Source organism: Mesorhizobium sp. M4A.F.Ca.ET.020.02.1.1 (assembly GCF_004022645.1).
Lineage (GTDB): Bacteria > Pseudomonadota > Alphaproteobacteria > Rhizobiales > Rhizobiaceae > Mesorhizobium.
Genome location: NZ_RZOI01000330.1, coordinates 1 through 6,427, shown reverse-complemented (window position 1 = coordinate 6,427; position 6,427 = coordinate 1). Strand labels below are relative to the sequence as shown.

5 protein-coding genes and 1 pseudogene are annotated in these 6,427 nt (G+C 64.9%); 5 read left to right on the top strand and 1 reads right to left on the bottom strand.

Annotation, left to right across the window (positions count from 1 at the left end):
• Window positions 1–246 (bottom strand): Gfo/Idh/MocA family oxidoreductase (locus EN742_RS19990; RefSeq protein ID WP_189375479.1); only part of this gene is annotated, 246 nt, incomplete at its 3' end.
• Between the two features lie 250 nt (window positions 247–496).
• On the opposite strand from EN742_RS19990, the gene EN742_RS19985 reads away from it, so the two are divergent.
• The 5 genes and pseudogenes from EN742_RS19985 to EN742_RS39475 form a co-directional block, all read left to right on the top strand.
• On the top strand, window positions 497–1,342 hold the full coding sequence (locus tag EN742_RS19985) for a MurR/RpiR family transcriptional regulator (protein ID WP_189375477.1): 846 nt from the start codon (window positions 497–499) through the stop codon (window positions 1,340–1,342).
• Window positions 1,343–1,499: 157 nt separating this feature from the next.
• A complete protein-coding gene (iolC, locus tag EN742_RS19980; RefSeq protein WP_127404895.1) occupies window positions 1,500–3,428 on the top strand; it encodes a 5-dehydro-2-deoxygluconokinase in 1,929 nt (642 codons plus the stop codon).
• A 36-nt stretch (window positions 3,429–3,464) separates the two neighbouring features.
• Window positions 3,465–5,309, top strand: a complete 1,845-nt coding sequence (gene iolD, locus EN742_RS19975) for a 3D-(3,5/4)-trihydroxycyclohexane-1,2-dione acylhydrolase (decyclizing) (RefSeq protein WP_127404894.1) — start codon at window positions 3,465–3,467, stop codon at window positions 5,307–5,309.
• Window positions 5,310–5,349: 40 nt separating this feature from the next.
• On the top strand, window positions 5,350–6,264 hold the full coding sequence (gene iolE, locus EN742_RS19970) for a myo-inosose-2 dehydratase (protein WP_128333184.1): 915 nt from the start codon (window positions 5,350–5,352) through the stop codon (window positions 6,262–6,264).
• A 66-nt stretch (window positions 6,265–6,330) separates the two neighbouring features.
• Window positions 6,331–6,427 (top strand): annotated as a pseudogene (locus tag EN742_RS39475) (DUF3329 domain-containing protein); the annotation flags it as partial.

Here is a 6,427-nt window from a genome sequence, read left to right as displayed (position 1 = left end):
GTACTGGTTGGGCGTGGTCAGCGAGACGATCTCGACCTCCGGGTCGTCGACCACGGCGCGCCAGTCGCCGGAGCCTTTCGCGAAGCCGAATTCACCGGCCTTGCGTTTGGCAAGCTCGTCATTGACCTCGCCGAGATGCACCAGCTTCGGCTTGGCCACGTCGGGAAACACGGTGGCGACAGAGCTCCAGGCGATGGCATGGCACTTGCCCATGAAACCCGTGCCGATGAGGCCCACTCCGACCATTTGGATGTCTCCGCGCCAGAGCAATTCCAGGAAAAGTAAGAAACGGCTTTCCGTCCGGAATTGCGTCAACAAACAGCTAGAACGGTTCTGCGTTTCCAGGAACCGTTCTGGGGAAGAATTTCGCGTGGATGAATTAATCCATTTCCGCTTGGAATGGAATGTCCAAATCATTTTTTATGGCGTTCTTGCGTGAAGTCGCTATGATGAGGCAGGAGAGGGGACTATCGGTATGGCCGTGGGCGGAGCGACGATGGACGAACGGGTTCCCCGCGATTTCGAGACGCTGCGCGCGACGATCCTGGAGCGGCGCCAGAGCCTGCCCAAGCGCATCGCGCAGATCGCCGCCTATGCGCTCGACAATCCCGACGACATCGCCTTCGGTACCGCTGCCAGCATCGCCGCCTCCGCCGGCGTCCAGCCCTCGACGCTGATCCGCTTCGCCCAGCAGCTTGGCTTCGACGGCTTCACCAGCCTGCAGCTTGTGTTCCGCGAGCGCCTGCGCGAACGCAATTCCTCCTATGACGAGCGGCTGGCCGCATTGCGCGCCAAGGCCGAGGAAGGCGCCGGCCACCGGGCGATCTTCGACGGTTTCGTCGCCGCCGCCAGTACCTCGCTGAGTGACATTTCGCGCACGCTGAACGAACCGCATTTCGAGGAGGCCATCGCGCTGCTGGCCAAGGCCGAGACCATTTTTGTGCTGGCCAAGCGCCGCTCCTACCCGGTCGCCTCCTACATCGCCTATGCGCTGGGCAAGCTCAAGATCCGCAACCAGCTGATCGAGTCGGCCGCCGGGCTGAACGCCGAGATGATCGGCTTTGCCACGCCGAGGGACGCCGTCATCGCCATCAGCTTTTCTCCTTACGCGCCGGCGACCATCGAAGAGACGCGTTCCATTTCCGAACAGGGCGTGCCGATCGTCGCCATCACCGACTCGTCGTTCTCGCCGCTGGCCCAGTTCGCCGAGGTCTGGTTCGAGGTCGCCGAGGCCGATTTCGCCGGCTTCCGCTCGCTGTCGGCGACCATGGCGCTGGCCATGGCGCTGACCGTCGCAGTCGGCGAGAAGCGGCGCGACACGGGCCGCAAGCGCAAGGGCTGAACGGCTCGGGCCTGCAGTCTTTTTCGGCTAGGGAATGCTCATTCCATCTTGACTACAGATTGGAATTATTATTTCATAATTCAGGCGTCACGCTGCCGCTCGCGCGTGTACCCCAAAACGGGGTTGCTCAAGACAATAAGGCCGATGGGAGGTTCGAATGGGCGAAGCCGTGGAAGCGAAAGCGCTCGACGTCATCACCATCGGTCGCGCCTCGGTCGATCTCTATGGCCAGCAGATCGGCTCACGGCTGGAGGACATCACCTCCTTCGCCAAATCGGTCGGCGGCTGCCCGGCCAACATCTCCGTCGGCACCGCCAGGCTCGGCCTGCGCTCGGCGCTGCTCACCCGCGTCGGCGACGAGCAGATGGGCCGCTTCATCCGCGAGCAGCTCAAGCGTGAAGGCGTCTCGGTCGATGGGCTGAAGACCGACAAGGAGCGGCTGACCGCGCTGGTGCTGCTCTCGGTCGAGGACGAAGGCGTCTCGCCGATGATCTTCTACCGCTCCGACTGCGCCGACATGGCGCTGGCCGAGGAGGATATCGACGAGGCGTTTATTGCCTCTGCCCGCGCGATCGTCGTCACCGGCACGCATTTCTCGCGACCTAACAGCGATGCCGCGCAGCGCAAGGCGATCCGCATCATGAAGGCCAAGGGCGGCAAGGTGGTCTTCGACATCGACTACCGTCCCAACCTCTGGGGCCTCGCCGGCCATGCCGAGGGCTTCGAGCGTTACGTCAAGTCGGACCGCGTCTCGGCCCAGCTGAAGACGGTGCTGCCGGATTGCGACCTGATCGTCGGCACCGAGGAGGAGATCATGATCGCCTCGGGCGCCGACGATTGCCTGAGCGCGCTGAAGACCATCCGCTCCTTGTCCTCGGCCACCATCGTGCTCAAGCGCGGCGCCATGGGCTGCATCGTCTATGACGGGCCGATCAGCGACGACCTCGAGGACGGCGTCGTCGGCAAGGGCTTCCCGATCGAGGTCTACAACGTGCTCGGCGCTGGCGATGCCTTCATGTCGGGCTTCCTGCGCGGCTGGCTCGGCGGTGAAAGTTTTGCCACGGCTGCGACCTGGGCCAATGCCTGCGGCGCCTTCGCGGTGTCGCGCCTGCTCTGCGCGCCGGAATATCCGACCTTCGAGGAATTGCAGTACTTCCTCAAGCACGGCAGCAAGCATCTGGCGCTGCGCAAGGACGAGGCCATCAACCACATCCATTGGGCGACGACGCGCCGGCGCGATGTTCCCTCGCTGATGGCGCTCGCCTGTGACCATCGAATCCAGCTCGAGGACGTCGCCGCCAAGGCCGGTGCCGATGTCGCGCGCATCGAGGATTTCAAGGTGCTGACCGTCAAGGCGGCGGCCAGGGTCGCCGCCGGCCGCGCCGGTTACGGCATGCTGCTCGACGAGAGATACGGCCGCGACGCCATGTTCGAATTCGCCCGCCATCCCTTCGCCTGGCTTGGCCGCCCGGTCGAGCTGCCGGGCTCGCGACCGCTGCGCTTCGAATTCTCGCAAGACATCGGCTCGCAGCTGATCGACTGGCCGGTCGAGCACTGCATCAAATGCCTGTGCTTCTACCACCCGGACGACCCCGAGGCGCTGAAGCTAGAGCAGCAGCAGAAGCTGCGCAGCCTGTTCGAGGCCGCGCGGAAAGTGGGCAGGGAGCTTCTCGTCGAGATCATCGCCGGCAAGCACGGCAAGCTCGAAGACACCACCATTCCGCGCGCGCTGGAGGAACTCTACGCGCTGGGCATCAAGCCCGACTGGTGGAAGCTCGAGCCGCAGGCATCCGCAAGCGCCTGGGCCAAGATCGAGGCGGTGATCGTCAAGAACGATCCATGGTGCCGCGGTGTCGTGCTGCTCGGGCTCGAGGCGCCGCAGGACGAGCTCGTCGCGGCGTTTGCCGCTACCGCCAAGGCACCGATCGTCAAGGGCTTTGCCGTCGGTCGCACCATCTTCATCAACGCCGCCGAACAATGGCTGGCCGGCAAGATGTCGGATGAGGAGGCGGTGGCCGACATGGCTGCTCGCTTCGAACAGTTGACCGAGGCGTGGCTTGCCGCGCGCGGCCGCAAGGCAGCATGAGAAAACGGCGCTAATGAAAGCCGGAGGAAACGACAAATGACGAAGACCGTTCGCCTGACCATGGCGCAGGCCGTGACCCGCTTCCTGTCGCGCCAGATGACCGAGATCGACGGCCAGAAAGTACCGATCTTCGGCGGCGTCTGGGCGATCTTCGGTCATGGCAACGTCGCCGGGCTCGGCGAGGCGCTCTACCAGGTGCGCGACGAATTGCCGACCTTCCGTGCCCACAACGAGCAGGCGATGGCGCATGCGGCGATCGCCTATGCCAAGGCCAATTTCCGCCGCCGCTTCATGGCCGCGACCAGCTCGATCGGTCCCGGTGCGCTGAACATGGTGACGGCGGCAGCCCTGGCACACGTAAACCGGTTGCCTGTCCTGTTTTTGCCGGGTGATGTCTTCGCCAACCGCTTGCCCGATCCGGTGTTGCAGCAGGCGGAAGACTTCTCCGACGGCACGGCGAGCGTCAACGACTGCTTCCGCGCCGTGTCGCGCTATTTCGACCGCATCACGCGACCGGAGCAGATCATCCCGGCGCTCAACCGCGCCATGCAGGTGCTGACTGACCCGGCCGAATGCGGCCCGGTGACGCTCTCACTTTGCCAGGACGTGCAGGCCGAGGCCTACGATTATCCCGAAAGCCTGTTTGCCGAGCGCGTCTGGACACCGCGCCGGGTTCGTCCGGACCGCAACGAACTGGCCGCCGCCGTCGCGGCGCTGAAGGGCGCGAAGAAGCCGCTGGTGATCGCCGGCGGCGGGGTGCTCTATTCGCAGGCTTCGACCGAGTTGGCCAAGTTGGTGCAAAGCGCCGGCATCCCGGTCTGCGAGACGCAAGGCGGCAAATCCTCGCTGCCGGACGACCATCCGCTCAACATGGCCGCTGTCGGCGTCACCGGCACCTCCGCCGCCAACCGGCTGGCGGAGCAGGCCGATGTCGTGCTGGCCGTCGGCACCAGGCTGCAGGATTTCACCACCGGCTCCTGGGCGCTGTTCAAGAATGCCGGCCGCACCATCATTGGGCTGAACACGCAGGTCTTCGATGCCGGCAAGCACTGGGCGCTGCCGCTGGTCGCCGACGCGGCAGAAGGGCTGGCGGAACTGTCCGCTGCGCTCAAGGGCTGGAAGGCGCCATCCGCCTGGACCGACACTGCGCTGAAGGGCAAGACGGAGTGGCAGGTCGCCGCCGCCAAGGTGACGGCCTCGACCAATGCCGCCTACCCGTCCGATGCGCAAGTGATCGGCGCCGTGCAGCGCGCCATGGGCTCAGGCCTCACCTTGCTGCATGCGGCAGGCGGTCTGCCCGGCGAGTTGCACAAGCTCTGGCAGGCCGGCGCGCCGGGTTCCTACCATGCCGAATACGGCTTCTCGACCATGGGCTACGAGATCGCCGGCGGGCTCGGCGTCAAGATGGCGAAGCCCGACCAGGAGGTCGTCGTCATGGTCGGCGACGGCTCCTACCTGATGCTCAATTCCGAGATAGCGACCTCGGTGATGCTCGGCCTCAAGCTCACCATCGTGCTGCTCGACAACCGCGGCTATGGCTGCATCAACCGGCTGCAGATGGCGACCGGCGGCGCCAACTTCAACAATCTCCTGAAGGACGCACGCCACGAGGTGATGCCCGATGTTGACTTCGCCGCCCATGCGGCAAGCCTCGGCGCGACGGCCGAGAAGGTGGCCTCGATCGCCGAGCTGGAGACGGCGCTCGCCAGGGCCAAGGGCAATGACAAGACCACCGTGCTGGTCATCGACACCGATCCGCTGGTGTCGACCGAAGCCGGCGGCCACTGGTGGGATGTCGCCGTGCCGGAGGTCTCGTCGCGGCCACAGGTGAATGCGGCGCGCAAGAAATATGAGGAAGCCGTGGGCAGCCGTCAGGGCTGAGCCGCGTCTGCCTCGCAACGACCGACATTGGAGTGACGACTTGAAAGCCAAACTGGGCATGTCCCCCATCGCGTGGTGGAACGACGATCTCGTGGAACTGAGCGACGACGTGTCGCTGGAGGAGTGTCTGCGCCAGTCGCGCTCGGCCGGCTTCACCGGCATGGAGATGGGCCGCCGCTTCCCCAACGATCCGAAGGTGATGCTGCCGATCCTGAAAGAGGCGGACGTCACGCTGTGCGGCGGCTGGTTCTCCGGCACGCTGGTTGATGAGGAGATGGCCAGGAACAAGGACCGCATCCAACCGATGATCGACCTGTTCAAGGCCGTCAACGCGCCCTGCATCGTTTATGGCGAGGTCGGCCGCTCCATCCAGGGCGACCGTTCAAAGCCGCTCGCCACCAAGCCGAAACTCTCCGGTGACGAGATGAAGGCCTATGGCAGGCGCCTGACCGAATTCGGCGAATGGTGCGCCGAGCAGGGCATGCCGCTTTCCTACCACCATCACATGGCGGCGGTCGTCGAGACCGAGCCGGAGCTCGATGCCTTCATGCGCCATTCCGGCGAAGGCATTCCGTTGCTGCTCGACGCCGGCCACCTCGCCTTTGCCGGCGGCGACGTGCTGCGCGCCATCGACAACCACCACAAGCGCATCAACCACGTCCATGTGAAGGATGTGCGCATGGGCGTGATCGACAAGCTCGACCGCACGAAACAGTCCTTCCTCGATGCCGTGGCGCTCGGCGCCTTCGCCGTTCCGGGCGACGGTTCGTTGGATTTCGGCGCCATCGTGCAGCGGTTTGCCGACCATGGCTATGAAGGCTGGTTCGTGGTCGAGGCCGAGCAGGACCCGAAGGCAAATCCACCGCTCAGGATGGCGCAGGTCGGCTACAAGGAGCTGATGCGGGTGATGACGGCCGCCGACTACACGGTCGAGACGCAGGGTTTTCCGGCCTGAACGGTGGATTAGTCAGGGCGCTCGGTCTATCTGATGCGCTTTGGCTAAATCCGGGATTGGCGCGCGATGAAAGACTATGAGCACCCGTTCTTCCGGCCGCTGTGGCGGCGCATCGCCGTGGTGGCTGTCTGCCTGGCCTGGTCGGTGATTGAGTTCGCTTCCG